Annotated in this window: 19 protein-coding genes; 10 read left to right on the top strand and 9 right to left on the bottom strand. The window is 69.5% G+C overall.

All coding sequences use genetic code 11. The features are described 5' to 3' along the window. Positions 1-123: 123 nt before the first annotated feature. A complete protein-coding gene (locus tag U8D42_RS10645; RefSeq protein WP_322861099.1) occupies positions 124-1,179 on the top strand; it encodes an oxygenase MpaB family protein in 1,056 nt (351 codons plus the stop codon). On the opposite strand, the gene U8D42_RS10650 is transcribed toward U8D42_RS10645, so the two are convergent. From U8D42_RS10650 to infC, 4 genes are read right to left on the bottom strand one after another with little or no spacing between them, the layout of a single operon-like run. Then, positions 1,166-1,957 (bottom strand): TrmH family RNA methyltransferase, encoded by a 792-nt coding sequence (locus U8D42_RS10650; RefSeq protein WP_322861126.1) that lies wholly within the window; start codon positions 1,955-1,957, stop codon positions 1,166-1,168. The two genes, U8D42_RS10645 and U8D42_RS10650, sit on opposite strands and share 14 nt — an antisense overlap. A gap of 3 nt (positions 1,958-1,960) precedes the next feature. Beyond that, positions 1,961-2,356, bottom strand: a complete 396-nt coding sequence (gene rplT, locus U8D42_RS10655; protein ID WP_085238595.1) for a 50S ribosomal protein L20 — start codon at positions 2,354-2,356, stop codon at positions 1,961-1,963. Between the two features lie 58 nt (positions 2,357-2,414). Beyond that, positions 2,415-2,609: a 50S ribosomal protein L35 gene (gene rpmI / locus U8D42_RS10660; protein WP_085238594.1), complete on the bottom strand. Its 195-nt coding sequence runs from the start codon at positions 2,607-2,609 to the stop codon at positions 2,415-2,417. Between the two features lie 41 nt (positions 2,610-2,650). Then, complete coding sequence (infC, locus tag U8D42_RS10665) at positions 2,651-3,259, bottom strand: translation initiation factor IF-3 (protein WP_085238593.1); 609 nt, start codon at positions 3,257-3,259, stop codon at positions 2,651-2,653. A gap of 429 nt (positions 3,260-3,688) precedes the next feature. Here infC and lysX point away from each other — a divergent pair, with 429 nt between their 5' ends. The 4 genes from lysX to U8D42_RS10685 all read left to right on the top strand — a co-directional run bounded on the left by lysX (position 3,689) and on the right by U8D42_RS10685 (position 9,263). After that, a complete protein-coding gene (gene lysX, locus U8D42_RS10670; protein WP_431523868.1) occupies positions 3,689-7,042 on the top strand; it encodes a bifunctional lysylphosphatidylglycerol synthetase/lysine--tRNA ligase LysX in 3,354 nt (1,117 codons plus the stop codon). A gap of 75 nt (positions 7,043-7,117) precedes the next feature. After that, on the top strand, positions 7,118-8,599 hold the full coding sequence (locus U8D42_RS10675; RefSeq protein ID WP_322861097.1) for an alpha/beta hydrolase: 1,482 nt from the start codon (positions 7,118-7,120) through the stop codon (positions 8,597-8,599). A gap of 6 nt (positions 8,600-8,605) precedes the next feature. Next, positions 8,606-9,034, top strand: coding sequence for a DUF6653 family protein (locus tag U8D42_RS10680; protein WP_322861096.1), 429 nt, complete (start codon positions 8,606-8,608; stop codon positions 9,032-9,034). Then, on the top strand, positions 9,024-9,263 hold the full coding sequence (locus tag U8D42_RS10685; protein WP_322861095.1) for a hypothetical protein: 240 nt from the start codon (positions 9,024-9,026) through the stop codon (positions 9,261-9,263). Before U8D42_RS10680 ends, U8D42_RS10685 begins: the two co-directional genes overlap by 11 nt. Positions 9,264-9,325: 62 nt before the next feature. Here U8D42_RS10685 and uvrA read toward each other — a convergent pair whose 3' ends face one another. Next, on the bottom strand, positions 9,326-12,229 hold the full coding sequence (gene uvrA / locus U8D42_RS10690; RefSeq protein ID WP_322861094.1) for an excinuclease ABC subunit UvrA: 2,904 nt from the start codon (positions 12,227-12,229) through the stop codon (positions 9,326-9,328). Between the two features lie 111 nt (positions 12,230-12,340). On the opposite strand from uvrA, the gene U8D42_RS10695 reads away from it, so the two are divergent. Next, the gene (locus tag U8D42_RS10695) at positions 12,341-13,027 is read left to right on the top strand and encodes an MBL fold metallo-hydrolase (RefSeq protein WP_322861093.1); all 687 of its coding nucleotides are present in this window, start codon (positions 12,341-12,343) and stop codon (positions 13,025-13,027) included. 124 nt (positions 13,028-13,151) lie between these two features. Here the strand turns inward: U8D42_RS10695 and U8D42_RS10700 are convergent, their stop codons facing one another. Next, entirely contained in the window at positions 13,152-13,595 is a 444-nt protein-coding gene (locus tag U8D42_RS10700; protein WP_085238589.1) for a universal stress protein, read from the bottom strand. 285 nt (positions 13,596-13,880) lie between these two features. Here U8D42_RS10700 and U8D42_RS10705 point away from each other — a divergent pair, with 285 nt between their 5' ends. After that, complete coding sequence (locus tag U8D42_RS10705) at positions 13,881-15,452, top strand: glycosyltransferase family 39 protein (protein ID WP_322861092.1); 1,572 nt, start codon at positions 13,881-13,883, stop codon at positions 15,450-15,452. Between the two features lie 64 nt (positions 15,453-15,516). On the opposite strand, the gene U8D42_RS10710 is transcribed toward U8D42_RS10705, so the two are convergent. The 3 genes from U8D42_RS10710 to U8D42_RS10720 all read right to left on the bottom strand — a co-directional run bounded on the left by U8D42_RS10710 (position 15,517) and on the right by U8D42_RS10720 (position 21,345). Beyond that, on the bottom strand, positions 15,517-16,926 hold the full coding sequence (locus U8D42_RS10710) for an MFS transporter (protein ID WP_322861091.1): 1,410 nt from the start codon (positions 16,924-16,926) through the stop codon (positions 15,517-15,519). A gap of 58 nt (positions 16,927-16,984) precedes the next feature. Then, entirely contained in the window at positions 16,985-19,144 is a 2,160-nt protein-coding gene (uvrB, locus tag U8D42_RS10715) for an excinuclease ABC subunit UvrB (RefSeq protein WP_322861090.1), read from the bottom strand. A 161-nt stretch (positions 19,145-19,305) separates the two neighbouring features. After that, the gene (locus U8D42_RS10720) at positions 19,306-21,345 is read right to left on the bottom strand and encodes a serine/threonine-protein kinase (protein ID WP_322861089.1); all 2,040 of its coding nucleotides are present in this window, start codon (positions 21,343-21,345) and stop codon (positions 19,306-19,308) included. Positions 21,346-21,533: 188 nt separating this feature from the next. On the opposite strand from U8D42_RS10720, the gene U8D42_RS10725 reads away from it, so the two are divergent. From U8D42_RS10725 to ligD, 3 genes are all read left to right on the top strand, one after another. Next, the gene (locus U8D42_RS10725; RefSeq protein WP_322861125.1) at positions 21,534-24,137 is read left to right on the top strand and encodes an FHA domain-containing protein; all 2,604 of its coding nucleotides are present in this window, start codon (positions 21,534-21,536) and stop codon (positions 24,135-24,137) included. Between the two features lie 75 nt (positions 24,138-24,212). After that, positions 24,213-24,653, top strand: a complete 441-nt coding sequence (locus tag U8D42_RS10730) for a DUF402 domain-containing protein (protein ID WP_322861088.1) — start codon at positions 24,213-24,215, stop codon at positions 24,651-24,653. Next, on the top strand, positions 24,638-25,645 hold the full coding sequence (ligD, locus tag U8D42_RS10735; protein WP_322861087.1) for a non-homologous end-joining DNA ligase: 1,008 nt from the start codon (positions 24,638-24,640) through the stop codon (positions 25,643-25,645). The genes U8D42_RS10730 and ligD overlap by 16 nt, the downstream gene beginning before the upstream one ends. Positions 25,646-25,661 lie beyond the last annotated feature (16 nt).

A 25,661-nucleotide genomic window follows, 5' to 3' on the forward strand; every position in this document is an offset into this window, starting at 1 on the left:
ACGTATCGCCTGATCACGGGGGCGCCACACCGGTGTTCACGCTCGATAACACCCACCGGCGCGCGGGCCCGAAATCGTAGACAACGCACGTTGTCAAAGTTATCGTGAGCGCAGGAGGCCGAGATGACTGTCACTCCAGCGAAATCCGACGATCCGCTCGGGCCAGATTCCCTGACCTGGAAGTACTTCGGCGATCTGCGCACCGGAATGATGGGCGTCTGGATCGGCGCGATCCAGAACATGTATCCGGAGCTGGGAGCGGGCGTCGAAGAGCATTCGATCCTGCTGCGCGAGCCCCTGCAGCGGGTGGCCCGCTCGGTGTACCCGATCATGGGCGTCGTCTACGACGGTGACCGGGCCGCGTCGACCGGGCGGCAGATCACCAGTTACCACCACACCATCAAGGGCATCGACGCATCCGGGCGCCGCTACCACGCGCTGAATCCCGAAACGTTCTACTGGGCGCACGCCACCTTCTTCATGCTGGTGATCAAGGTGGCCGAGTACTTCTGCGGCGGCCTGACCGAGGCCGAGAAGCGGCAGCTGTTCGACGAGCACGTGCGGTGGTACCGGATGTACGGGATGAGCATGCGGCCGGTGCCCGGCTCCTGGGAGGAGTTCTGCGACTATTGGGACCGGGTCTGCCGCGAGCAACTGGAGATCAACCAGGCGACCCTGGACATCTTCCAGATCCGGATCCCCAAGCCCAGGTTCGTGCTGATGCCCACGCCGGTCTGGGACCAGATGTTCAAGCCGCTGGTCGCCGGCCAGCGCTGGATCGCCGCGGGCCTGTTCGAGCCGGCGGTCCGCGAGAAGGCGGGCATGCGCTGGACGCCGGGCGACGAGGTGTTGCTGCGCCTGTTCGGCAAGCTCGTGGAACTGGCCTTCCTGGCGGTGCCCGACGAGATCCGGCTGCACCCGCGCGCGCTGGCCGCCTACCGCCGCGCCGAGGGACGGCTGCCCAGCGACGCGCCGTTGGTGGAGGCGCCGACGTTCATGGCACCGCCCCGCGACCGCCGCGGGCTGCCCATGCACTATTTCCCTCCCCGTTCCCGCCTCGCTCCCCGCTCGGCTCTCGACCCGGCCAAGGCGCTGATGGAGCGCGCCGGCTCGCTGGTGCACGGGACGCTGTCGCTGGCGGGCCTGCGCCCCGCCCGGGGGCGAGTCAGGGCCGCTTGAACACGCCCAGCGCCGCGGCGCTCTGGTAGAGGCAGATGGCCGCGGCGGAGGCCACGTTCAGGCTCTCCGCGCCGCCGGACATCGGGATGCGCATGCGATGGTCGGCCGCCGCCGCGATTTCGGTTGGCAGCCCCCGTGATTCAGGCCCGAACAACCATGCCGTCGGCTTCCCGAGCAGCCCGCCGGCCTCGTCGAGGCGCGTCTCGCCGTCCACGGTGCTGGCCAGCACCTGCAGCCCCGCATCGCGCACGGCTCGCAGCGCGGCGGGCGTGTCCGGCTCCTCGACCACCGGGATCGAGAAGATGCTGCCGGTCGAGGCGCGCAGGCACTTGCCGTTGTACGGGTCCACACTGTGGCCGCCGAGGATCACGCCCCGCGCGCCCATGGCGTCGGCGATGCGAATGAGCGTGCCCGCGTTACCCGGCTCACCGATCTCGACGGCGACGGCGATCAGCCGTGGCGAACCGGCCAGCACGTCCGCCAGCCGCGGCGCCGGCATCTCGCAGACCGCCACCAGCCCGGCGGGGGCGACGGTGTCCGACAGCGCCTTCGCGGCCCGCTCACTGACCAGATGGACCGGCGCCTGCTGCCCGCCGAGCAAGGAGGCATACCGCTGCCCGGCGGCTTCGGTGACGAAGACGTCGCGAACGAGGCCGCGGGCGGCGGCAGCCTCGACCAGGTTGGGGCCTTCGGCGAGGAACCGCCCCGCGCGGCGGCGGCCGACGTGGCGATGCAGTTTTACCGCCGCGGCGACCCGGGCCGAACGTTCGGTCAGCAGGGGCTAGGCGGCCTCTCCGGAATCCGACGGGGCGTTGACGTCCTCGGGCAGCGCCGCCCGGGCGACGTCGACCAGCGCCGTGAACGCCGCGGGATCGGAGATCGCGATGTCGGCGAGGTTCTTGCGGTCCACCTCGACGCCCGCGGCCTTGAGCCCCTGGATCAGCCGGTTGTAGGTGATGTCGTTGGCGCGTGCCGCCGCGTTGATCCGCGAGATCCACAGCTTGCGGAACTCGCCCTTACGCGCGCGACGGTCGCGGTAGGCGTAGTTCAGCGAATGCAGCTGCTGCTCTTTGGCTTTGCGGTACAGCCGCGATCGCTGGCCGCGGTAGCCCTTCGAGGCCTTGAGAATGCTGCGCCTCTTCTTCTGGGCGTTGACCGCCCGCTTCACGCGTGCCATGGGGGGTTCCTACTCTCGTTGAAAAGAAAATGGTGGGGCGCCGGGTCCGGCGCGATGGTCAGCCGTTCAGCAGCGCGTTGACCCGCTTGGTGTCGTTGGCCGCCACGGTGGTGCGGCCTTCGAGACGACGGGTCCGGGTGGACGGCTTGTGCTCCAACAGGTGCCGGCGATTGGCTTTCTGGCGGACGATCTTGCCGGTTCCGGTGCGCCGGAACCGCTTCGAAGCCCCGCTGTGGGTCTTGGCCTTGGGCATGTTTCCTCTACTTCTGCTTCATCAGTTCTGTGTCGTGCCGGTCAGTTGGGTGAAGGGGTGGTGTCGGCGGAGGCGTCGGTGTCCGGCGCCGTGCCGTCCCCGGGTCCCTCGGGGTGCCGCGCCCTGGCGCGGGTCTTCGCGCCGCGGTGCGGGGCCAGCACCATCGTCATGTTGCGGCCGTCCTGCTTGGCGGACGTTTCGACAAAGCCGTATTCGGCCACGTCGGCGCCCAGCCGCTGCAACAGGCGGTAGCCCAGTTCGGGCCGCGACTGCTCGCGTCCGCGGAACATGATGGTGACCTTCACCTTCGAACCCGCCTCCAGGAAGCGGATCACGTGACCCTTCTTGGTCTCGTAATCGTGATCGTCGATCTTCGGTCGTAGCTTCTGCTCTTTGACGACGGTCTGCTGCTGGTTGCGGCGGGATTCGCGCGCCTTTTGCGCCGCCTCGTATTTGAACTTGCCGTAGTCCATGATCTTGCAGACCGGGGGTCTGGCGTTGGGGGCGACTTCGACAAGGTCGAGATCGGCGTCCGCGGCGACGCGCAGTGCGTCTTCGATGCGCACTATGCCTACCTGCTCTCCCCCGGGGCCGATCAGTCTGACTTCAGGTACGCGGATGCGCTCGTTGACGCGGGTCTCAGTGCTGATGGGGCCTCCCTTGTTGGGCTTATACGTGTCGTGCCATCACGGCCAGCGCCTGGATCCGATTCGGAATGCAGCGGCGGAAACACCACACCACCAGCAGAAAAGCCCTGCACGTAGCAGGGCCCAATGCCGACCGATCACGGCCTGCCATTGGTCAAGCCGCCCGCGTCGCTCGCGGAACAGACATACGCGATGTCTGTGACCGGACCGCAAAGCCTTGAAGAAATTCGTGGCCCGCGGTGGGAGTGGGACTCCACTTAACTGTTCCTGGCCTTCGCCGGGATGGTCGCGGACGTCAGTTTAGCAGCCACGGGGCGGCTTTTCGTACTTAGCCCCCGCCCTCGTTCGTCCGGCGCCGGCCCACGCCCGCCACCGGGCGAATTATTGCTCGCCGCTCTTAGCGCTTCGCCAAGCTTTTCACGGACTGAGGGCATATCCTCGCGGTCTGTGACACTCGCTTCCTCTCGTTCGGGGTCGCGTTCGGGACCCCGCGGCCGGTCGCAGTCCCGGTATCGCTGGGTACCGGCGGCGGCCGGGTGGATCGTGGGCGTCATCGCCACGGTGTCGTTGCTGGCGAGCGTGTCCCCGCTGATCCGGTTTCTGATCAAGGTCCCCCGCGAGTTCATCAACAGCTACCTGTTCAACTTCCCCGACACCAGCATCGCGTGGTCGTTCGTGCTGGCGTTGCTGGCGGCGGCCCTGAGCGCGCGCAAGCGGGTCGCCTGGCTGCTTTTGCTCGGCCAGATGATCCTGGCCGCGGGGGTCAACGCCGCCGACATGGCCGCCGGGGACAACACCGCGGCCGAGACCTTCGGGGAGAACCTCGGATTCGCGGTGCACATCGTCGCGATCGTCCTGCTGGTGCTGGCCTACCGGGAATTCTGGGCCAAGGTCCGCAAAGGCGCGCTGGTCAAAGCCGCCGCGGTGCTGGTCGCCGGGGACGTGATCGGCATCCTGGTGTCCTGGGGCCTGGTGGAGCTGTGGCCGGGGACGCTGACCCGCCAGGACCGCCTGCCCTATGTGGCCAACCGGGTGGTCGGGTTCGCCCTGGCCGACCCGGACCTGTTCACCGGCAGGCCGCACGTGTTCCTCAACGCGATCTTCGGCCTTTTCGGCGCGCTGGCGCTGATCATGGCGACCATCGTGCTGTTCCAGTCCCAGCGCGCGGAAAACGCGCTCACGGGTGAGGACGAGTCGGCCATCCGCGGGCTCCTCGAGCTGTACGGCAAGAACGACTCGCTCGGCTACTTCGCGACGCGGCGCGACAAGTCGGTGGTGTTCGCGCGCAGCGGGCGCGCCGCCATCACCTACCGCGTCGAGGTCGGGGTGTGCCTGGCCAGCGGCGACCCGATCGGTGACCCCCGGGCGTGGCCGCAGGCCATCGACGCCTGGCTGGCGTTGTGCCAGACCTACGGCTGGGCGCCGGGCGTCATGGGCGCCAGCACGCAGGGAGCGCGGGTGTATCGGGAGGCCGGGCTGAACGCGCTCGAGCTGGGCGACGAGGCGATTCTGCGGACCGCGGACTTCCGGCTGTCCGGGCCCGACATGCGCGCCGTGCGCCAGGCCGTGACCCGGGCCCGGCGGGCCGGGCTGACCGTGCGCATCCGGCGACACCGGGACATCTCGGCCGAGGAGATGGCCCAGACGACCACCCGCGCCGACGCCTGGCGCGACACCCAGACCGAGCGCGGCTTCTCCATGGCGCTGGGCCGGCTCGGCGATCCCGCGGACGGGGATTGCCTGCTGGTCGAGGCGATGGACCGCGAGGGCACCGTGGTGGCGATGCTGTCGCTGGTCCCCTGGGGAACCACCGGCGTCTCCCTGGATTTGATGCGCCGCTCCCCGCAATCGCCCAACGGCACCATCGAGCTCATGGTCAGCGAGCTCGCCCTGACCGCCGAAAAGCTGGGGATCAGCCGCATTTCGCTGAACTTCGCGATGTTCCGCTCGGCCTTCGAGCAGGGCGCCCAGCTCGGCGCCGGACCGGTTGCCCGGTTGTGGCGCGGGCTGCTGTTGTTCTTCTCGCGGTGGTGGCAGCTGGAGACGCTGTACCGCTCGAACATGAAGTACCAACCCGAATGGGTTCCGCGCTACGCCTGCTACGAGGACGCGCGACTGATCCCCCGGGTCGGGGTCGCCTCCGTGATCGCGGAGGGCTTCCTGGTATTGCCGTTCACCCGCCGCGACCGGGTGCACACCGGCCACCACCCCGCCGTGCCGCCCAGGCTGGCGGAGTCGGGCCTGCTGCACCACGACGGCTCGGCGCCGGACGTGAGCGAGTTGCAACAGCGACGCGACGCCGCGGAGCTCGAAGAGTCGAGAGCCCGGCTGCCCGAACAGGTGCGGGTGCGGCTGGCCAAGCTGAAAGTGCTGCGGCGCAAGGGCATCGATGCCTACCCGGTGGGGTCGCCGCCCAGCCACACCATCGCCCGGGCGCTGGAGGCCGACGACCAGGAAACCATCTCGGTATCGGGCCGGATCCTGCGGATCCGCGACTACGGCGGGGTGTTGTTCGCGCAGCTGCGGGACTGGTCGGGCGAATTGCAGGTGCTGCTTGACAATTCACGTCTGGAGCATTGCCGCACCGCGGATTTCACCGCGGCCATCGACCTGGGTGACCTCGTCGAGATGACCGGGCACATGGGGTTTTCCAAGAACGGCACCCGCTCGCTGATCGTGCGCGACTGGCGGATGATCGGCAAGTGCCTGCGGCCGCTGCCGAACAAGTGGAAGGGACTGACCGACCCGGAGGCGCGGGTGCGGACGCGCTATGTCGACCTGGCGGTCAACCCCGAGTCCCACGAGCTGATCACCGCCCGCAGCAGCGTCCTGCGGTCGGTCCGCGAAACGCTGTTCGCCAAGGGGTTCATCGAGGTCGAGACGCCGATCCTGCAGCAGATCCACGGCGGGGCGACCGCCCGGCCATTCGTCACCCACATCAACACCTACGACATGGACCTGTTCCTGCGCATCGCTCCGGAGCTGTACCTGAAGCGGTTGTGCGTCGGGGGCGTGGAGCGGGTGTTCGAGCTGGGCCGGGCCTTCCGCAACGAAGGCGTCGACTTCAGCCACAACCCGGAGTTCACGCTGCTGGAGGCCTACCAGGCGCACGCCGACTACATGGTCTGGATCGACGGCTGCCGGGAGCTCATCCAAAACGCCGCGCAGGCCGCCCACGGTGAGCAGGTGGTGCTGCGGCCCCGCACCGACGGCGGCCACCTCAGCCCGGTCGACATCTCCGGCGACTGGCCGGTGAAGACCGTGCACGACGCGGTGTCCGAAGCCCTCGGGGAGCACATCGATCCCGACACCCCGTTGCCCGTGTTGCGCAAGCTCTCCGACGCCGCCCACATCCCGTATCGGGCGCAGTGGGACGCCGGCGCCGTGGTGCTGGAGCTGTACGAGCACCTGGTCGAGGACCGGACCGAGCGGCCGACGTTCTACATCGACTTCCCCACGTCCGTTTCGCCGCTGACCCGTCCGCATCGCAGCCGGCGCGGCGTGGCCGAGCGGTGGGACCTGGTGGCTTGGGGGATCGAGCTGGGAACCGCCTACAGCGAGCTCACCGATCCGGTGGAGCAACGGCGCCGCCTGCAGGAGCAGTCGCTGCTGGCCGCCGGCGGCGACCCCGAGGCGATGGAGCTCGACGAGGATTTTCTGCAAGCCATGGAGTACGCGATGCCGCCCACCGGCGGGCTCGGGATGGGCATCGATCGGGTCGTCATGCTCATCACCGGCCGCAGCATCCGCGAGACGCTGCCATTCCCGCTGGCCAAGCCCCACTAGCCGGCCCCGGGCGCGCGCCGTGTCCACGGAGAACATTGGGTGAACGTGTTCCGGGCCGGTTAACGATGCCTCACAATGAATGCCGTGACCGCGCCGACGACCGACCCCACGACGCAGTTGCTGGCAAGTAGTCACACGTCCCTCATGCACGGCTGGCTGCCCACCACGATCCAGGTGGTGACCGCGGTGGTGCTGACGCTGGCCGTCGGCTGGCGGACCCGGCGGTGGCGGACGGTGTGGTTGCCGGCGGCTGCGCTGGCCGGTGCCGTCGTCGCCTACCTGGCGCACTGGTACGTCGTGGACCGCGGCTTGTCCGACGATCCCGCGCCGCCCTCGCTGTGGCTGTGGATCACGTTGACCGGTGCGGCCGTCGCGGTCCTGGTCCTGGGGTGGCGCGGCGCTGCGAGCTGGCGGCGCGGGGCCGGGCTGCTGGCCGTCCCGTTGTGCGCGCTGTGCGCCGCGCTGGTGCTCAACCTGTGGGTCGGCTACTTCCCCACCGTGCAGGCGGCGTGGAACCAGGTCACCTCCGGACCGCTGCCCGATCAGACGGACCCGGCCACCGTCACCGCCATGGCCGCCAAACGGGCCCGACCGTCGCACGGCAGCGTGGTGCCCGTCGTGATCCCTTCCGACGCATCCCATTTCAAACACCGCGGCGAGTTGGTCTACCTGCCGCCCGAATGGTTCACCAGCAGCCCGCCGCCGGCGCTGCCCACGGTCATGATGATCGGCGGCCAGTTCAACACCCCCGCCGACTGGATGCGCGCGGGCAACGCCGTGAAGACGATCGACGACTTCGCGTCCGCCCACGACGGCAAGGCGCCGGTCCTGGTGTTCGTCGACTCGGGTGGCGCCTTCAACAACGACACCGAATGCGTCAACGGCGTCCGCGGCAACGCCGCCGACCATCTGACCAAAGACGTTGTGCCGTATATGGTTTCCAAATTCGGCGTCAGCCGTGACCGGACCCATTGGGGCATCGCCGGTTGGTCGATGGGCGGAACCTGCGCCCTTGACCTGACCGTCATGCACCCCGACATGTTCAGCGCTTTCGTCGACGTCGCCGGCGACTTCTTCCCGAATGCCGGGAACAAGGCCCAGAGCATCGCCCGGCTCTTCGGCGGAAACGCCGACGCGTGGGCGGCCTTCGACCCGACCACGGTGATCAGCCGGCACGGTCCGTACAGCGATGTGGCCGGCTGGTTCGCGATTTCCTCCGAGGGGCCGCCGGCGCCGCGCCGCGACCTGCCCGGCGCCGACATCGGCGCGATCCGTCTCGCCGGCCGGGAGGCCGCCGCCGACCCCGGCAACCAGACGGCGGCCGCCTATTCGCTGTGTGCGCTCGGGCGGGCGAACGGGATCGACTGCGCGGTGGTGCCCCAGCCCGGCAAGCACGATTGGCCGTTCGCGGACCGGGCGTTCACCGCCGCGCTGCCGTGGCTGGCGGGCCGGCTGGGCACGCCCGGAATCACGCGGACCGCGCTGCCCGGCACTCCCCCGCCCGCGCCGCCCACCCCGGTCGTCGTCCGGGCCGACCATTCCCCCGCCCGGCGGTAGCCGCCGGTGCTGTCCGTCGCGCGGGTTCGGCGTGCGATCTTTGCGCGGCACTGCAATCCGTGGAGTGCCTGGACCCGCTGGGCGAGCACCCCGCTGATCGTGGTGCCGCCGTGGACGCGGCGCTGGAGCCACGCGGCCTTGATTGCGCTGTGGCTGGCCGTCAACCCCTTCGTCTTCGGCAAGCCGGCGCACGAGCGGGCGTGGTCCACCCGGGCCATGCTGGGCGAGGAATTGTGGATCAGCCGTCGCCCCCGGGATGCGGCCACGGTGGTGAGCGCGCTGACGTCGGTGGCCGCGCTGGGCGCGGTCGTCGCCGCTTACCGCCGTCGCCTGCTGCCGGCGGCGGCCGCTATCGCCGTGCAGATGGCGTTGACGCTGCTGTACTGGGAGCAGATGGTGCGGTATTTCGAACGGGAGCGTGGCTATGTCCGATGAACCGACCCCACCCGATCCCGGGTACGACGCCGACGGCGTGCCGACCTTCGAATCCGTCCGGGAGAAGATCGAAGGCCGCTACGCCACGGCGGAGGGTGCCGCCGAGCTCGATGCCGAGTCCGCGCAGGGCCGGACGGTCGAGGAACAGTACGAGGAACGCGAACGCGCGGCCGCCGAGCGCTTGGCCCAGATCCGCGAATCCATGCGGCGCGACGGCCACGAAACATAAACGGCGGCGGTGCTTTTCGGCGTGTCGTGTACGACCTTTCAGTGTCGCGACGGACGCCGGGCTCAGGCGGTGACTTTGCGCCGCCGGCCGGACCGCTGCGGCGGCGCGGCGCGGCCGATGACCTCGGCGAGGAACTTCCCGGTGTAGCTCTCGGGCACCGCGGCGATGTCCTCCGGCGCGCCCTCGGCCACCACGGTTCCGCCCTCGGCGCCGCCCTCGGGCCCCATGTCGACGATCCAGTCCGACGTCTTGATGACGTCCAGGTTGTGTTCGATGACGATGACCGTATTGCCCTTGTCGACCAGGCCGTTGATGACGGTCAGCAGCTTGCGGATGTCGTCGAAGTGCAGCCCGGTGGTGGGCTCGTCCAGGATGTAGATGGTCCGCCCCGTCGAGCGCTTCTGCAGTTCGGCGGCCAGCTTGACCCGCTGGGCCTCGCCGCCCGACAGGGTCGGGGCCGGCTGGCCCAGCCGGACGTAGCCCAGGCCGACGTCGACGAGCGTGCGCAGGTAGCGGTGGATGCCGGTGATCGGCTCGAAGAACTCCGCGGCCTCCTCGATCGACATGTCCAGCACCTCGGAGATGGTCTTGCCCTTGTAGTGCACTTCCAGGGTTTCGCGGTTGTAGCGCGCGCCGTGGCAGACCTCGCAGGGCACGTACACGTCGGGCAGGAAGTTCATCTCGATCTTGATGGTGCCGTCGCCCGTGCAGGCCTCGCAGCGACCGCCCTTGACGTTGAACGAGAACCGGCCCGGTTGGTAGCCACGGACTTTGGCCTCGGTGGTGGCCGCGAACAGGGTGCGGATCTTGTCGAATACTCCGGTGTAGGTGGCCGGGTTGGACCGCGGCGTGCGGCCGATCGGCGACTGGTCGACCCGTACCAGCTTGTCCAGGTGGTCCAGACCCGTCACCCGGGTGTGGCGCCCCGGGACCAGCCGGGCACCGTTCAGCCGGTTGGCCAGCACCGTGGCCAGGATGTCGTTGACCAGCGTCGACTTGCCGGAGCCGGACACCCCGGTCACCGAGGTGAGCACGCCCAGCGGGAACGAGACGTCGATGCCGCGCAGGTTGTGCTCGCGGGCGCCGACGACCGTGAGCTGGCGCTTGCGGTCGACGGGACGCCGGATGGCCGGCATCGCGATGGACTCCTTGCCCGACAGGAAGGCGCCGGTGATCGACTCCGTGTTGGCCAGCAACTCGCTGTAGGTTCCGCTGTGCACGATCCGCCCGCCGTGCTCACCGGCGCGCGGGCCGATGTCGACGATCCAGTCGGCGTGCGCGATGGTGTCCTCGTCGTGTTCGACGACGATCAGCGTGTTGCCCAAATCCCTTAGCCGCGTGAGGGTTTCGATGAGCCGACGGTTGTCGCGCTGGTGCAGCCCGATGGACGGCTCGTCGAGCACGTACAGCACGCCCACCAGGCCGGACCCGATCTGGGTGGCCAGCCGGATGCGCTGCGCCTCGCCGCCGGACAGCGTGGCCGCCGCGCGCGACAGCGACAGGTAATCCAGCCCCACGTCGAGCAGAAAGCCCAGCCGCGACTGGATCTCCTTGAGCACCTGCCCGGCGATCGCCTGCTCGCGCGGCCCCAGGGTGAGCGCGTTCAAGAAGTCCGCGCAGTCCGAGATCGAGAGCTCGGACACCTCCGCGATGGACTTCGCGCCCCTGTCCCCCGCGGCCAGCGTCACCGCCAGGATCTCCGGCTTGAGCCGGGTCCCCTCGCATTCGGGGCACGGCACGTCGCGCATGAAGCCCTCGTAGCGCTCCTTCATCTGCTCGGATTCGGTCTGCGCCATCTTGCGCTGCAGGAACGCCAGCACGCCCTCGAAATCGGCGTAGTAGGAACGGGTTCGGCCGTAGCGGTTGCGGTAGCGCACGTGCACCTGGTGGTCGGAGCCCTCGAGAATCGCCTTGCGCGCCTTGGCCGGCAGCTTGCGCCACGGGGTGTTGACGTCGAAGCCCAGCTCGTCGCCGAGTCCGGCCATCATCCGGGTGAAGTACTCCGCGGTGTGACCGGTCGACCAGGGCGCCACCGCGCCCTCGGCCAGCGTGCGCTCCGGGTCGGGCACCACCAGGTCGGGGTCGACCTCCTTGCGGATGCCCAGGCCGGTGCACTCGGGGCATGCGCCGTAGGGCGAGTTGAACGAGAACGACCGCGGCTCCAGGTCGTCGACCGCCAGCGCGTGCCCGTTGGGGCAGGCCAGCTTCTCGGAGAAGCGCTGCTCGCGGTTGTGGGCGTCGTGTTCGTGATCGACGAACTCCAGCACCACGATCCCGTCGGCCAGGTTCAGCGCGGTCTCCACCGAATCGGTGAGCCGCTGCTTGGCCGAGGCCTTGACGGTCAGGCGGTCCACCACCACCTCGATGTCGTGCTTCTCCTGCTTCTTCAGCTTGGGCGGGTCGGTGAGCGGGTGCACCACGCCGTCGACCCGCACCCGGCTGTAGCCCTGCGCGTTCAGCTTCTCGAACAGGTCGGCGAACTCGCCCTTGCGCGTGCGCACCACCGGGGCGAGCACCAGGAACCTGGTGCCCTCCGGCATCGCCAGCACCTGGTCGACGATTTGCTGGGGCGTCTGACGGGCGATCCGCTCGCCACAGACCGGGCAGTGCGGCGTGCCGGCGCGCGCGTAGAGCAACCGGAGGTAGTCGTACACCTCGGTGATGGTCCCGACGGTCGAACGCGGGTTGCGGTTGGTCGACTTCTGGTCGATGGACACCGCCGGCGACAGGCCCTCGATGAAGTCGACGTCCGGCTTGTCCATCTGCCCGAGGAACTGGCGGGCATAGGCCGACAGTGACTCCACGTACCGGCGCTGCCCCTCGGCGAAAATCGTGTCGAACGCCAGCGACGATTTCCCCGATCCCGACAGCCCGGTGAAGACGATCAGCGCGTCGCGCGGCAGGTCGAGGTCGACGCCCCGCAGATTGTGTTCGCGGGCGCCCTTGACGATCAGGCGGTCAGCCACGCTGCCCTCTCTCAGTGGATCTTTTAGGTGCTGCAGCCGTTGATGCGCACGGCGCATTCCATGCTAGGTGCCCATACCGACAAGCAACGTTTGACCAGTAACGTGGCCGCTATGACTGCCCCCGACAAGGTGAGCGACAACTACACCGGACACGTCGACCCCGGTACCGCGGCGCGCCGGACCCTACCCGGCGCCACGATCCTAAAGGCATCCGTGGGCCCCGTGGACAACAACGCGTATCTGGTGACATGTTCCGCGACCGGGCAGACCTTGCTGATCGACGCCGCCAACGATGCGGACACCCTGGTCGGCCTGATCCGTGAGTACGCGCCCAAGCTGTCGCTGATCGTGACCAGCCATCAGCACTTCGACCACTGGCAGGCGCTGGAGGCCGTGGCGGCGGCCACCGGCGCCCCGACGGCCGCGAACGAGATCGACGCCCAGGGGCTGCCGGTCAAACCGGACCGTTTGCTGACCCAGGGCGACACCGTGGAAATCGGCGAGCTGCGGTTCGACGTCATCCACCTGCGCGGACACACGCCCGGCTCGATCGCCCTCGCCCTCGACGGCCCCGCGACGGGTGGGGTCACCCAGCTGTTCACCGGTGACTGCCTGTTCCCGGGCGGCGTCGGGAAGACCTGGCAGGCGGGCGATTTCACCCAGCTGCTCGACGACGTCACCACCCGGGTGTTCGACGTGTACGACGACTCCACCGTCATCTACCCCGGCCACGGCGACGACACGGTGCTGGGCGCGGAGCGCCCGCACCTGGGCGAGTGGCGCGAGCGGGGCTGGTGAGGCCGGGCCCGTGGCGATCGCGAGCGCGGCGTAGCCGGGCGACGCGGGTCGCCACCACCGGGTCAGTGGCGATCGCGAGCGCGGCGTAGCCGGGCGACGCGGGTCGCCACCACCGGGCCTCGAGCTAGGACGTGGTGTGCACGATCAGCACGTCGACCTTGGCACGGCGTGAGACGTTGGCCGGCACCGAGCCGAGCAGCCGGCCGGCGATCGTGCTGAGCCCGACGTTGCCGACGACCAGCAGGTCGGCCTTCTCGTCCTCGGCCAGCTTGACCAGCGCATCCACCGGGGCGCCTTCGATCGGGCGCTCCTCGACGTTCTTGGCCCCGGCCTTGTGCGCACGCTCCTTGGCGTCCTGCAGGATCGCGTAAATCGGCGCGGTGCCGGACACCTTGTAGCTCTCGTCGCGCAGCACGTCGGCGGCCCGGGTGTCCTCATGCTGGGGCAGGTACGCCGAGGCGACGATGAGCTTGGCGTCCGGCCCGGCGATCTGCGCCGCCCTGTCCACCGCACGCATTGACGAGTCCGAGCCGTCGGTTCCCACCACCACAGTCTGATAGGCGCCCATTTACCCTCCCAGTTTCGGTTGGTCAGCCAACCCAAGACAGTATCGCGTTTGCCCGTTACAGAGGGAACAGATTAGCGACACCGCGTGGCGCGGCGTGTCCACAATTTGCGGGGCAACGCCGCGTCAACGGACAATATCGCCGGTGACAAAACATTCAAATGTGCGGGTCCGGGGCGGAAAGCGTTGCATAACGCGGTTTTTCGCGGATTGGGGACGCCGGGGACAAATTGGCCGCCCACGATTCGTGACGCGGCTCCGCGATTCAGCTTTACAGTGACAATCATCATGTCCATGCCCACCGTCGAACAGCGCGTCGCGGACCGAGTCGAGGAGCCGGCGCCCCCGCGTCCGGCCGGCCGGTTGGCCGACCCGTGGGCGATCGCCGCGTTCGCGGCTGTGGTCAGCGGCGCCTGGGCCTGTCGGCCCTCCTTGTGGTTCGACGAGGGCGCGACCATCTCCGCCGCGGCGAGCCGGACGCTGGCGGAGCTGTGGCGCCTGCTGAGCCACATCGACGCCGTCCACGGGCTGTACTACGTGGTGATGCACGGGTGGTTCGCGTTGTTTCCGCCGACCGAATTCTGGTCGCGGGCGCCCAGCGCCCTGGCGATCGGCGCCGCCGCCGCCGGCGTCACGGTGTTCACCCGGCAGTTCTCGACCCGGCCGGTCGCGGTCTGCGCAGGTGTGCTGTTCGCCATCCTGCCGCGCACCACCTGGGCGGGCATGGAGGCGCGACCGTACGCCTTCGCGGCCGCCGCGGCGATCTGGCTCACCGTATTGCTGGTCGCCGCCGTCCGGCGCAACAGCACGCGCTTGTGGGTTTGCTATGCGCTGGCGCTGATGCTCTCGATTCTGCTCAACCTGAACATGGTGCTGTTGGTGCCCGTTTACGCCGTAATGGTGCCGCTGCTGGCGCCGCGGAAAGCGCGGAAAGCTCCGGTGATTCGGTGGGCGATCAGTTCCGCCGTGGCCGTCGCCGTCATGACGCCGTTCATCGTGTTCGCGCATGGCCAGGTGTGGCAGGTGAATTGGATCTACCCGGTCAGCTGGCATTACGCGTTCGACATCATCCTGCGCCAGTATTTCGACCACAGCGTTCCGTTCGCCATCTGCGCCGCCGTCCTCATCGTGGCGGCGGCCGCGGCCCGGCTGGCCGGGGTCCGCCCCCCGGCCGGCGACGTGCGCACGCTGCTGATCGTCTGCGCGGCGTGGCTGGTCATCCCCACCGCGCTCGTGGTGATCTATTCGGCCGTCAACGAGCCGATCTACTACCCGCGCTACCTGATCTTCACCGCGCCCGCGATGGCCGTCGTCCTGGCCGTCTGCATCGTCACCCTCGCCCGCAGACCGTGGCCGATCACCGGCGTGGTGCTGGCCTGCGCCCTTGCCGCGGTGCCGAACTACCTGTTCATCCAGCGTTGGCCGTACGCCAAGGAGGGCTGGGACTACAGCCAGGTGGCCGACCTGATCGGCTCCCACGCCGCCCCCGGCGACTGCCTGATGGTGGACAACACCGTGCCGTGGCGACCCGGGCCGATCCGCGCCCTGCTGGCCACCCGGCCGGCGGCCTTCCGGTCGCTGATCGACGTCGAGCGCGGGGCGTACGGGCCCAAGGTTGGGACCCTTTGGGACGGCCACGTCGCCGTGTGGCTGACGACCGCAAAAATCAACAAATGCCCCGCAATCTGGACCATCACCAATAAAGAATCGTCGCTGCCCGACCACCAATCCGGGCCGTCATTGCCGCCGGGTCCCGCTTTCGGGCGCGCACCCGCTTATCGATTCCCGAGTTACCTCGGGTTCCACATTGTCGAACGTTGGCAGTTCCATTACTCGCAGGTGGTGAAGTCCACGCGCTGATTTGCGGCTTTGCCGACGGCGTGAACCGCCATTTCCCGGGTAGTTGACGGGTATGCAGAGCTGGCTAGCCGACCGGCTGCGTCTCGCGCACGCCGCGGGTCGCGCCGTAGGACACCGCGACACCGGCGGCGCTCAGGGCGGTGAACACCGTGAACAGCCAGTGCGCCGCCATCCCGTCGCCGCCCTTGGCGGTGTTGACCACCACCCCGGCCAGCCCGGCGGCGATCGCCGCGGAGATCAGCTGCACGGTGTTGATCGCCGCCGAGGCGGCGCTCCCTTCGGCGGGGTCGTCGACCGAGGCCATCGCGCGCGCCGACAGATGCGGCCAGGCCATCCCGATCCCGGTCCCGGCCACCAGCAGCGCCACCGCCCAGAGCGCGGCCGTCCAGGGCGAGGCGTCGCCGCGCCGTGCGACCGCGGCCAGGGCGAGCCCCGAGGCGGCGACGATCGGCGCGGCCACGATCACCCGCCCGATCGTGCGCGGGCTCTCCAGCGAAGCGCTGAGGATCTCGCTGACCGTCCAGCCGAGCGCGAGCGTGGCCCCCAGGAACCCGGCCGCGATCGGGGTCAGATGCGCCAGCCGCTGGCCGAACAGCGGCACGTAGGTGTTGACCATCGCGGCGCCCATCAGTGCGCCCATGGTCAGATAGATCCACTTCAGCGGCCCGGGGCCGAACACGCTGGGCGGCAGGATCGCCGTGTGCATGCGCCAGTCGACGACCACGAACACGCCCACCAGCGCGATGCCGGCGGCGAGCAGCGCGAACGTCGCCAGGGTGTTGCGCGGGATCTGGGCGACGCTGACCGCGAGCGCGGCGGCGCCGATCAGCAGCAGCGAGCGCACCGGCACCTTCATCGGCGGCATGGCGGCGCTGGGCGTGAAACGGGTCAGTGCGACGGGCACCAGCATGGCCATCAAGCCGGTCAGCGCCGCCATCGCGACGAAGGCCCATCGCCACAAGCCGAGCTGGGCGAACAGGCCGCCCGTCGTGGGCCCGACCACCGTGGCCACGCCCCACATCGCCGACACCAGCGCCGACCCGCGGGTCCACAGGGTACGCGGCAGGGCGGAATTGATGACCGCGTAGCCGAGGCCGGCCAGCAGACCACCGGCCACCCCCTGCAGGGCGCGCCCAGCTATCAAAACCTGCATGTTCGGCGCCGACGCGCAAACCAGGCTGGACACCCCGAACACGGCCAGTCCGGTCAGGTAGGACGACCGCGCCCCGGCACGCAGCAGCATCGGATTGACCATTGCCGCCGCCACCACCGACCCGACCAGGTACAGGGTCGTCACCCAGGCGTAGAGCCGGCTCCCGCCGATTTCGGCGATGGTGTTGGGCAACAAGCTGGTGGTCAGGAACTCGTTGGTGGCATACAGCGCCACCCCACCGGCCAGCAGGATGGAGGTCCGCAGATACCTCGGCCCCAGCAGCTCATTCCAGCCGCCGGTGACGGTCACGGTGTCGGTCACCCTTCTACCGTATGGGGTGTCTTCGGGGCCGCCAATCCGAGATGTGCTGCCAGCAAACTCATTTCAGGCCGGCGGCGTCCATCCCCCGCAGTTCCTTCTTCAGGTCGGCGATCTCGTCGCGGAAGCGCGCGGCCAGCTCGAACTGCAAGTCACGCGCGGCGGCCATCATCTGCTCGGTCAGGTCCTTGATCAGGTCGGCCAGTTCGGCGCGCGGCATGCTGGTCGTGTCGCGGCCCTCGAAGACGCCGGCGCTGACGGCGCGGCCCGGTTCGCCCTGGGCGCGCCGGCCCCGGGAGGCGTTGCGCCCGGACCCGCCGATCCCGACCGTTTCCGTGTCGTCTGCCTCGCGATAGACCTGGTCGAGGATGTCGGCGATCTTCTTGCGCAGCGGCTGCGGGTCGATGCCGTGGGCCTCGTTGTAGGCGATCTGCTTGGCCCGGCGCCGTTCGGTCTCGTCGATCGCCTCCTTCATCGAGTCGGTGATCGAGTCGGCGTACATGTGCACTTCGCCGGACACGTTGCGGGCGGCGCGGCCGATGGTCTGGATCAGGCTGCGCGAGGACCGCAGGAAGCCCTCCTTGTCGGCGTCCAGGATCGCCACCAGCGACACCTCCGGAAGGTCCAGGCCCTCGCGCAGCAAGTTGATGCCGACGAGCACGTCGTACTCGCCCAGGCGTAGCTGGCGGAGCAGTTCCACGCGACGTAGCGTGTCGACCTCTGAGTGCAGGTAGCGCACCCGAACGCCCATCTCCAGCAGGTAGTCGGTGAGGTCCTCGGCCATCTTCTTGGTCAAAGTGGTGACCAGCACCCGCTCGTCGGCGTCGGTGCGCTTGCGGATCTCGCCGATCAGGTCGTCGATCTGGCCCTTGGTCGGCTTGACCACGACTTTCGGGTCCACCAGGCCGGTCGGCCGGATGACCTGCTCGACGAACTCGCCGCCGGCCTGGCTGAGTTCGTAGGGCCCCGGGGTGGCCGACAGGTACACCGTCTGCCCGATCCGGTCGGCGAACTCCTCCCAGGTCAGCGGGCGGTTGTCGCAGGCGGACGGCAGCCGGAACCCGTATTCGACCAGGTTGCGCTTGCGGGACATGTCGCCCTCGTACATGCCGCCGATCTGCGGCACCGTGACGTGGGACTCGTCGATGACGAGCAGGAAGTCCTCCGGGAAGTAGTCGAGCAGGGTCGCCGGCGGCGAGCCGGGGCCACGGCCGTCGATGTGGCGCGAGTAGTTCTCGATGCCCGAGCAGAAGCCCACCTGGCGCATCATCTCGATGTCGTAGTTGGTGCGCATCCGCAGCCGCTGCGCCTCCAGCAGCTTGCCCTGGCCCTCCAGCTCGGCCAGCCGCTCCGCCAGCTCCTCCTCGATCGTCGAGATGGCGTGGGCCATCCGCTCCGGACCGGCGACGTAGTGGGTGGCCGGGAAGATGCGCAGCGAGTCGACCTGGCGGATCACGTCGCCGGTCAGCGGGTGCAGGTAGTACAGCGCCTCGATCTCGTCGCCGAAGAACTCGATACGGACCGCCAGCTCTTCGTAGGACGGGATGATCTCGACCGTGTCACCGCGCACCCGGAACGAGCCCCGGGTGAAGGACAGGTCGTTGCGGGTGTACTGCACGTCGACCAGCAACCGCAGCAGCGCGTCGCGGGGCACCTCGGTGCCCACGCCGAGTTCCACGGACCGGTCCAGATACGACTGCGGTGTGCCCAGGCCGTAGATGCACGACACCGAGGCCACCACGACCACGTCGCGCCGGGAGAGCAGCGACGACGTCGCGGAGTGCCGCAGCCGCTCCACGTCGTCGTTGATCGAGCTGTCCTTCTCGATGTAGGTGTCGGTCTGCGCGATGTACGCCTCCGGCTGGTAGTAGTCGTAGTACGACACGAAGTACTCGACCGCGTTGTGCGGCAACATCTCTCGCAGTTCGTTGGCCAGCTGTGCGGCCAGCGTCTTGTTCGGCGCCATGACCAGCGTGGGCCGCTGCAGCCGCTCGATGAGCCAGGCGGTGGTGGCCGACTTCCCCGTGCCGGTCGCGCCGAGCAGCACCACGTCGCGCTCACCCGCCCTGATGCGGCGTTCCAGCTCGTCGATGGCGGCCGGCTGGTCGCCGGCGGGCGCGTACGGGCTGACGACCTCAAAGTGGCCGCCGACCCGCACGACCTCGTCGACCGCGCGGTATTCCGAATGTGCGACTACCGGATGTTCCGTGGCGAAAGCCATGCCACCAGGGTAGAGCCGTGTACCGACAAGTGTCGGGCGCTGGCCGCGGCAGCCACACCCGTCACATGAGTACCGGTTCGGAAGGACAAGACGACCGTCGAACGTGATAGCGCGGGCGGTATCACGTTCGCGAGTCACCTATTGGTAGCCAACTCCGCCGCCTATCCCCCCGGACGGGTCCAGGTCCGGGTGACGGGATCGCACTGCAGCAGATAACCGTCGTTCGAGGTGGTCATGGCGAACACCGAGGTGCCCGGCCGGTCGCAGGAGCTGCCGGCGGCGTGCACGCCCATCGTGATCGGGGCCTTGGCCCAGCTGTTGCCCTCGCAGACGATCTGCTCGCTGTTGGTGGGGTCGTAGGCCAGCTTGCCGACGTCGCCGCACACCGCGCCGAGGACGGGCGGCGCCGGGGCCGCTGCCGCCGTCGACGCGCTGACGGCCTGGGCGGGGTCGCCCAGGTTCACCCCGGCCGGCACGTCGCCGACCCGGGTGGCCACCACGGGCACCCGCACCACCGCGCCCTGCGCGCCGCACTCGTTGGTCAGCACGGTCTCGGTCACGGTGCCGCGCAGGCTGCCGTCGGCCTGCGGCGCCAGCGACCACGCCAGGGTCTCCTGCTGGCTGGCCTGGGTCTGCCCGTCGGGCGGGGTGCAGCCCAGCCGGTCCTGTTGCGGGGCGCCCTGCCAGTAGCCCCCGACGAAACGCAAGGTGTCCGTCTGGCCGGCGGCCGTCTGATGGGTGGCGTTGTCCAGCCGTCCCGCGGTGGCCGCGCATCCGTTGGCGGTGCACGCGGAACGGAAGGCCCACCACCCGGTGGCCGGGCCGTCGTGGCGGATCGCGACGCCGTTGGTGGTGCGCCTGCTCTGGTCGTAGTCCAGCTTGTAGGTCCCGTTGAGCACGGGTCCGCCGGAGCCGGCCGGCGCGGCGCTGGGCGCGGGGACGGACGGTTTGGACGCGAGCGCGGGGGTGCTCGGCGGCGTGTCCGGCTCGAATGAGTACAGCGCCGACCAGGTGGCCGCCACGGCGATGAGCATCGCGCACACCAGCCCGACCGCCCATCGTGTCCGCGCGGACAGCCGGTGGTGCGTCGTCGCGACGACGCCGCGCCGCGCCGCCGGCGACATCCCGCGCTGGCCGGCTGCGGCGACGTCGTCGAACGGCTCGCAGACGGCGGCGGCGAACGCACGGCACCGCTCGAACCGTTCTTCGGGGTGTTTGGCCAGGGCCCTGGCGAACACCCCGTCGAGGTGGGACAGCTCCGGTCGGTAATCGCTGAGCCGGGGCGGCTCCTCGTGCAGGTGCTGGCCGATCACCGCGATCGGATTCGAATGCTGAAACGGCGGCGCACCGGTGAGCAGATGAAAAGCCGTTGCGGCCAAAGCGTATTGGTCCGCGCGCCCGTCGATGTTGGACCCCGTCAACTGTTCCGGCGCGGCGTAGGCCACCGTTCCGACGGCGACGTTGGTCTCGGTGATCCCGCTGATGTCACCGAGGTGGCGTGCGACACCGAAGTCGGCCAACAGGATTCGGCGGTCACCGTCATCGGGGTGGGTGAGCAGGATGTTGGCCGGTTTGACGTCACGGTGCAGCAGCCCCCGGTCGTGGGCGTAATCGAGTGCGCCCGCGACGGCGTGCACGATGGCGCGCACCTCGTCGATCGGCATCCCGTCGCGGTGGCGCTCCTTCACCAGGCGGGAGGCGTCGGTGCCCTCGACGTAGTCCATGGAAATCCAGAGGTGACCGTTGAATTCCCCCCGGTCGTGCACGCCTACGACGTGGGGATGCCACAGCGTCGCGGCGAGATCGGCCTCCCGGTTGAACCTTTCGCGAAACTCGGGATCGGCCGTGACCGCCTCGGCCAGGACCTTGATGACGTCACGACGGGGCAACCGGGGATGCAGCGCCAGATACACCTCGGCCATGCCCCCGGCGCCCAGCTGGCGCAAGATCGTGTACCCAGCGAACGGCGCCCCGCCGGTGATCGCCGGGCGGGAACCGTCGCCGTTGCCGGCCCGCGCCGCCGCCTCGGCCGGCGCGCTCGGGGCCGAGCTGACCGGCGGGATGCGACGAAACAGGTGGGCGAGGGTGACCGCGGGCACGGAGTGAAGGCCCGCGCGCAGCGCCGCGCGGGCCTGACCCGGGTTGCTCAACAACCGGCGCCCGGCGCCGATGCGCCGGGTGGCGCCCTTGTCCTCGTCCATCGATCACTTCACCCCCTCGTAGCCGCCCCGGCGCGCGGGCAGTCTCCCCCTACGTTCAAGATCATGCCGGATCCCGGTGGGGGCTTCGCCTCACCAAGCTATGAAACGGCTATGAGTGCCCGCCGCCGAAACATAGCGAAATCACAGGCGCCTCAACGGAAAGCACCCACGCGCGCACCGATACTTGAATAGTGACCCGCCCCGCCCCGCCCATCCTGACGATCCGGCACGACGGGTACCAGCGATCCTTCGCCGCCGGCCACGAAGTGGTCGTCGGCCGCGACATGCAGGCCGACATGCGCATCGACGATCCGCGCATCTCGCGTGCCCACCTCATCGTGCGTTTCGATCAGGGCCGCTGGTTGGCGATCGACAACGGCTCGCTGAACGGCACCTACCTCAACGGTTATCGGATGCCGGTCATCGACGTCCACGACGGTCAGAGCATTCACGTCGGCAATCCGCGGGGACCGCGGCTGACCTTCGCCGTCGGGCCGCAACAGGGCTACACCGACCGGCCGGGCCGGACCCGGCCGGGCCCGCAGCCCGGGCCGCCGACGCTGGCGTGGTCGGCGTTGCCCGAGCAAACAAATCGCACCCGCCGGCCAGAGCCGGCCGGGCCGCCGGATCCCCCGCGCAGGCAGCGCATTTCACCGGCCCGCCAGGCGCCGCACAGCCCGCTGCGCGCCGCGCCCCCCGACGAGCGGACCACCGTCGTGCACGCCGGACCGCCGTCCCCGCCCGGCTCGACGCCGCCCGCCGAACTCACCGTGGTCGACGCCGAGACGGCCGACGTGTCGACCCTGTCGACGCGCTTTGTCAAGCTGCTCTCCCCGCGCTCGTCGGCGGCCGCGGGCACCCGCGCCCTGACGATCGGCCGCGCGGCCGAGTGCGACATCGTCGTCCCCGACGTGCTGGCCTCCCGCCGGCACGCGACGTTGGTGCAGACGCCGCTGGGCACCGAGATCCGGGACAACAGCATCAACGGAACCTTCGTCAACGGCACCCGCGTCGGGTCGGCGATCCTGACCGACGACGACGTCGTCACCATCGGCAACGTCGACCTCGTTTTCCGCGACGGCACCCTGGCCGAACGCAGCGAGGCCGCGACGCGCGGCGGCGGCCTGGAGGTGCGCAACGTCAAGTACGTCGTCGACAACGGCAAACAACTGCTCGACGACATCTCGCTGATCGCGCGCCCCGGCACGCTGACCGCCGTCATCGGCGGGTCGGGCGCCGGAAAGAGCACACTGGCCAGGCTCATCGCCGGCTACACCACGCCCAGCTCCGGCTCGGTCACGTTCGAGGGCCACGACATTCACGCCGAGTACGCGTCGTTGCGCAGCCGCATCGGAATGGTCCCGCAAGACGACGTGGTGCACCGGCAGCTGACGATCAACCAGGCGCTCGGCTACGCCGCCGAACTGCGCCTGCCGCCCGACACCGGCAAATCCGACCGGGCGAAGGTCGTCGCGCAGGTCCTCGAGGAGCTCGACCTGACCAAACACGCCGACACCCGGGTGGACAAGCTGTCCGGTGGTCAGCGCAAACGCGCGTCGGTGGCGCTGGAGCTGCTCACCGGCCCGTCGCTGCTGATCCTCGACGAGCCCACCTCGGGCCTGGACCCGGCGCTCGACCACCAGGTCATGACCATGCTGCGGCAGCTGGCCGACGCCGGTCGGGTGGTGATCGTGGTGACGCACATGCTGTCCTACCTCGACACCTGTGACCAGCTGCTGCTGGTGGCCCCGGGCGGCAAGACGGCCTACTGCGGCCCGCCCGACCAGATCGGCGCGGCGATGGGCACCACCAACTGGGCGAAGATCTTCACCCGGGTGGGCGCCGATCCCGAGGAAGCCAACCGGCGCTTCGTGGAGCGGCGGGACGCCGAGAAGCGGCCGTCGAAGCCGTTGCCGGACAAGGCCGGTGAGCCGGGCGCCCTGGGCGAGCCAGTGCATACCAGTGTGCGGCGCCAGATTTCGACGGTTGCCCGGCGGCAGGTCCGCCTGGTGGTCGCCGACCGTGCCTACTTCGCCTTCCTGGCGCTGTTGCCGTTCATCCTGGGTTCGCTGTCGCTGACCGTCCCGGGCGCCAACGGATTCCACCTGCCGGGCGCGAACGCCGGGACTCCCGACGAAGCGGCGCAGATCCTGGCCCTGCTGATGCCCGCCGCGGCGTTCATGGGCACCGCGCTGACCATTCGCGACCTGGTCGGCGAACGGCCCGTCTTCCAGCGCGAGCAGGCGGTCGGGTTGTCGACCACGGCGTATCTGCTCGCGAAGACCGCGGTGTTCTGCGGGTTCGCGATCCTGCAGTCGGCGGTCGTCACCGCGATCGTGGTGATCGGCAAGAGCGCACCCACGCGGGGCGCCGTGCTGCTCGGCCATTCGGCCGTCGGGGCGACCGCCGAACTGTTCGCGACCGTCGCGGCGACCTGTGTGGCCTCGGCGGTTCTGGGCCTGGCGATTTCGTCGCTGGTCCGCTCCAGCGAGCAGATCATGCCGTTGTTCGTGGTGACGGTGATGGCCCAGCTGGTGCTCTGCGGCGGCATGGTCCCGGTCACCGGCCGGCTGGGGCTGGACCAGCTGTCCTTCGCGATGCCCGCGCGCTGGGGCTACGCCGCGGCGGCGTCGACGGTCGACCTGCGGCACCTGGTGCCCGATTCGCTGCTGTCCCAGGACCGGTTCTGGCGGCACACGTCGAAGGTCTGGCTGCTCGACATGGGCATGCTGGCGGCGTTATCGCTGTTCTATGCCGCTTTTGTGCGCTGGAGAATCCGGCTGCGACGCTAGGATTGCCTCATCCATCCACCCAAGCGCGAGACGTTCGACCTCCTCGCCCGCACCAACACCGATCCCAAGGGCATCGTGCGGGCCGTGGACCACTATGCGGTCCGCCCGTGGGGCCTGTACGTGGCAAGGCCCACGCCCGGCCGCGTGCAGTTCCACTACCTCGAGTCGTGGCTGCTGCCGTCGCTCGGCTTGCGCGCCACGGTCTTTCACTTCAATCCCGGCCATGAACGTCAACTCGACTACTACCTGGACGTGGGTGAATACACCCCCGGTCGCGATGTCTGGCGTTCGGAAGACCACTACCTCGACATCGAGGTCCGCACCGGCGACGGCGCGGAGCTGGCCGACGTCGACGAACTGCTGGAGGCCGTCCGCCACGGCTTGCTGACGCCGGAGGTCGCCGAGCGGGCGGTGCGGTGCGCCGTGGCCGCGGTGGCGGGCCTGGCCGGCCACGGCTACGACCTTTCCCGCTGGCTGGCGGGCCAGGGGATGGAGCTGACGTGGCGCGCGACGTAGGGGCGGATCTGCCCGAGGCGGTGCGCCGGGCGCTGCACGACGAGCCGGTGCCCGACTGGCGGTCCCCCACGCTGGCCACCCTGACCGACAAGCGGTTCTCCGATCCGGGCTGGATCTTCGAGCGCAAGTTCGACGGCATGCGTTGCCTGGCGTTTCGCGACGGCGACCGGGTGCGGTTGTTGTCGCGGAACCGCCAGCCGCTCAACGGAACCTATCCGGAACTGGTCGACGCGGTCGCCGCCCAGCACAGCACGCGCTTCGTGCTGGACGGCGAGGTGGTGGCTTTCGAGGGGCGGCGCACCAGCTTCGCCCGGTTGCAGGCCCGCCTGGGCATCACCGACCCCGCGGTGGCCCGGGCGTCGCCGGTGCGCGTCTTCTACTACGTCTTCGACCTGCTGCACCTCGACGGCAAGTCCACCGTCGATGCGCCGCTGCGGTGGCGTAAGCGGCTGCTGCGCAAGGCGATCGAGTTCGGCGATCCGCTGCGGTATACCCCGCATCGGGTGGGGGACGGCCTGGCCGCCTACCGCGCGGCGTGCGAACGTGGCGACGAAGGGGTGATCGCCAAGCTCGCCGAGTCGAGGTATGACGGTGGCCGCTCGAGGAATTGGTTGAAGTTCAAGTGCGTGCGTGACCAGGAGTTCGTGGTCGGCGGCTACACCAGCCCCAAGGGCAGCCGCGTCGAGCTGGGGGCGCTGCTGCTCGGCTATTACGACGGCCGCGATCTGGTCTACGCCGGGAAGGTGGGCACCGGTTTCGACGACGCCACGCTGCGCCGACTGCACGAGCGGCTGTCGGCGATCACGCGGGACACGCCACCCTTCAGCCGCGGTCTGGTGCGGGAGCCCGACGCGCATTGGGCGCGCCCGGAATTGGTCGTCCAGATCGGCTTCACCGAGTGGACCCGTGACGGGAAGCTGCGCCACCCGCGTTATCTGGGAGTCCGCACGGACAAAGATGCCGCCGACGTGGTGCGCGAGACCGTGGCCTGACCGCCTGGTCCTGGGC

The sequence above is a fragment of the Mycobacterium europaeum genome, assembly GCF_034555895.2.
Lineage (GTDB): Bacteria > Actinomycetota > Actinomycetes > Mycobacteriales > Mycobacteriaceae > Mycobacterium > Mycobacterium europaeum.

Excerpts from the sequence above, each read along its gene's own strand:
- U8D42_RS10645 (WP_322861099.1), top strand. The coding sequence starts at position 124 with ATGACTGTCACTCCAGCGAAATCCGACGATCCGCTCGGGCCAGATTCC.
- rplT (WP_085238595.1), bottom strand. The coding sequence starts at position 2,356 with ATGGCACGCGTGAAGCGGGCGGTCAACGCCCAGAAGAAGAGGCGCAGC.
- rpmI (WP_085238594.1), bottom strand. The coding sequence starts at position 2,609 with ATGCCCAAGGCCAAGACCCACAGCGGGGCTTCGAAGCGGTTCCGGCGC.
- U8D42_RS10675 (WP_322861097.1), top strand. The coding sequence starts at position 7,118 with ATGAATGCCGTGACCGCGCCGACGACCGACCCCACGACGCAGTTGCTG.
- U8D42_RS10685 (WP_322861095.1), top strand. The coding sequence starts at position 9,024 with ATGTCCGATGAACCGACCCCACCCGATCCCGGGTACGACGCCGACGGC.
- U8D42_RS10695 (WP_322861093.1), top strand. The coding sequence starts at position 12,341 with ATGACTGCCCCCGACAAGGTGAGCGACAACTACACCGGACACGTCGAC.
- U8D42_RS10700 (WP_085238589.1), bottom strand. The coding sequence starts at position 13,595 with ATGGGCGCCTATCAGACTGTGGTGGTGGGAACCGACGGCTCGGACTCG.
- U8D42_RS10705 (WP_322861092.1), top strand. The coding sequence starts at position 13,881 with ATGTCCATGCCCACCGTCGAACAGCGCGTCGCGGACCGAGTCGAGGAG.
- uvrB (WP_322861090.1), bottom strand. The coding sequence starts at position 19,144 with ATGGCTTTCGCCACGGAACATCCGGTAGTCGCACATTCGGAATACCGC.
- U8D42_RS10720 (WP_322861089.1), bottom strand. The coding sequence starts at position 21,345 with ATGGACGAGGACAAGGGCGCCACCCGGCGCATCGGCGCCGGGCGCCGG.